The 2,317-nt window shown below is 65.0% G+C and carries 2 protein-coding genes; both read right to left on the bottom strand.

Annotation, left to right across the window (positions count from 1 at the left end):
- Positions 1 to 20 precede the first annotated feature (20 nt).
- Entirely contained in the window at positions 21 to 1,649 is a 1,629-nt protein-coding gene (pyrG, locus tag ABWP50_RS13385) for a CTP synthase (protein ID WP_353218486.1), read from the bottom strand.
- A gap of 83 nt (positions 1,650 to 1,732) precedes the next feature.
- A partial coding sequence (locus ABWP50_RS13380) for a hypothetical protein (RefSeq protein WP_353218485.1) occupies positions 1,733 to 2,317 on the bottom strand: 585 nt, incomplete at its 5' end.

Here is a 2,317-nt window from a genome sequence, read left to right as displayed (position 1 = left end):
TTGCCCCGCGCCAAAGCCGCTTACACCAACCGGCTCTGCGCAATCGCGGCTGCGACAAACCCGGCAAACAGCGGGTGTGGTTCGAATGGTTTGGATTTCAATTCCGGGTGGAACTGCACGCCGATGAACCAGGGGTGGTCGGGGCGTTCCACCACTTCGGGCAGCAGGCCATCGGGGGACATGCCGGAGAAGATCAGGCCGCTGGCTTCCAGTTGCGGCCGGTAGGCGACGTTGACTTCGTAGCGGTGGCGGTGGCGTTCGGCGATTGTCGTGCTGCCATAGACGCTGGCCACCACGCTGTTATGCGCCAGCGCGGCCGGGTAGGCGCCCAGGCGCATGGTGCCGCCCAGATCGCCGCCGGCTGCACGGGTTTGCAGGCCTTGTGCACTCATCCATTCGGTGATCATGCCCACGATTGGCGCGTCGGTGGGGCCGAATTCGGTGGTGGAGGCGGCCGGGATGCCGGCTTCGTTGCGTGCGGCTTCGATGCAGGCCATCTGCATGCCCAGGCAAATGCCGAAAAACGGCACGCGGTGTTCGCGGGCGAAGCGCACGCTGGCGATCTTGCCTTCGCTGCCGCGTTCGCCAAAGCCGCCGGGCACCAAGATGCCGTGCATCGGTTCCAGCCGGGCGGCGACATCGTCGCTTTCAAATTCTTCGGCGTCGAGCCATTTGATGTTGACCTTCACGCGGTTGGCCAGGCCGCCGTGCACCAGGGCTTCGGTCAGTGATTTATAGGCGTCTTTCATGCCGGTATATTTGCCGACGACGCCGATGGTTACTTCGCCTTCGGGGTTTTGAATACGCTCCGAAATCGTTAGCCATCGGGTCAGGTCCGGCCGCGGCGCATCGGTGATGCCAAAGGCGCGCAGCACTTCATCGTCCAGCCCTTCGGCATGATATTGCAGCGGCACTTCGTAGATGGACGCGGCGTCGAGCGCGGAAATCACCGCTTCCTTGCGGACGTTGCAGAACAGCGCGATCTTCGCACGGTCACTGTCCGGCAGCGGATATTCGGATCGGCAGACCAGCACATCCGGCTGAATCCCGATGCCGCGCAATTCCGCCACGCTGTGCTGGGTCGGCTTGGTTTTCAGTTCGCCAGCGGCAGCGATGAACGGCACCAGCGTGACGTGAATATAGCAGACATTGCTGCGGCCATGATCGGCAGACATCTGCCGAATGGCTTCGAGGAACGGCAGGCCTTCGATATCGCCCACAGTGCCGCCGATTTCGCAAAGCATGAAATCCAGGCCATCGGCACTCGCGCCGGCAAATTCCTTGATGGCATCGGTGACATGCGGGATCACCTGCACGGTGCCGCCCAGAAATTCGCCGCGGCGTTCGCGGGCGATGATATCCTGATAGATGCGGCCCGAGGTGATATTGTCGGTCTTCAGCGACGGCACGCCGGTAAAGCGTTCGTAATGGCCAAGATCGAGATCGGTTTCCGCGCCATCATCGGTCACGAAGACTTCGCCGTGCTGATAGGGGCTCATCGTGCCGGGATCGACATTCAGATAGGGATCGAATTTGCGGATGCGCACGCGGTAGCCGCGCGCCTGCAACAGCGCCGCCAGCGACGCACCCATGAGGCCTTTGCCAAGCGATGAAACCACACCGCCGGTGATGAAAATATACCGCGTCATGGGAGGAGAGCGTTACGCCAATTCCACCCATCTGCGCCAGCCCCCGCGTGACCGGTGGACCGATTTGCCTGTGGACAGGTGGGCTACCAGCCCCACCACAGCCGCAGCGCCGCGCCCTGATCGGGCGGCGCGGCAGCGATATGGCCGGGATGATCGCGGTGAAACAGCGCAAATTGCAGCGTGCCGCCAGCCGGCAGTGGCCGCAGATAGGTAGCCTCCAGCGCGGTTTCGCGGCTGTTGGGCCCAAAACGCACCGGCGCAGCGCCGCCAGCGAGCCACAATGGCCCAGCGATGGCCAGCGGGCGCGTGACGGCGAGGCTGAAACGGTCGCCGGGCAGCAGCAGATGGCCGCGGCTGAGCATCAGGCTGCCGGCATCGCCGTGCAGCGGGCCAGCGGCGGTGATCAGGCCGGGGCCAAGCGCCAGCCGGCTGCGCGCCCGACGCCAATCGCCGGCCAGTTCAAACCCGCCGATCAGCAGCCGCGCCGCCACGCCGATGCTGATGCTGCTGCCGCCATTCAGGCCAAAGCCGCTGGACAGGCGCGTGCCGGCCAGGCTGCCGCGTTCATCATCCAGCCGCAGCAGGCCCGCCAGCTCCAGCGCCGGCCAGCGCCGCGACAGGCGGATGAGCGCGGTGGATTGGCGGGCGATGCTGCTGGCGGCCCCCTC

Origin of the sequence: Sandarakinorhabdus sp. (assembly GCF_040398645.1) — a bacterium.
Classification (GTDB): Bacteria; Pseudomonadota; Alphaproteobacteria; order Sphingomonadales; family Sphingomonadaceae; genus Sandarakinorhabdus.
The sequence above is the reverse complement of the archived record's forward strand: the minus strand, read 5'-3'. Positions and strand labels throughout refer to the sequence as shown.

Excerpts from the sequence above, each read along its gene's own strand:
- pyrG (WP_353218486.1), bottom strand. The coding sequence starts at position 1,649 with ATGACGCGGTATATTTTCATCACCGGCGGTGTGGTTTCATCGCTTGGC.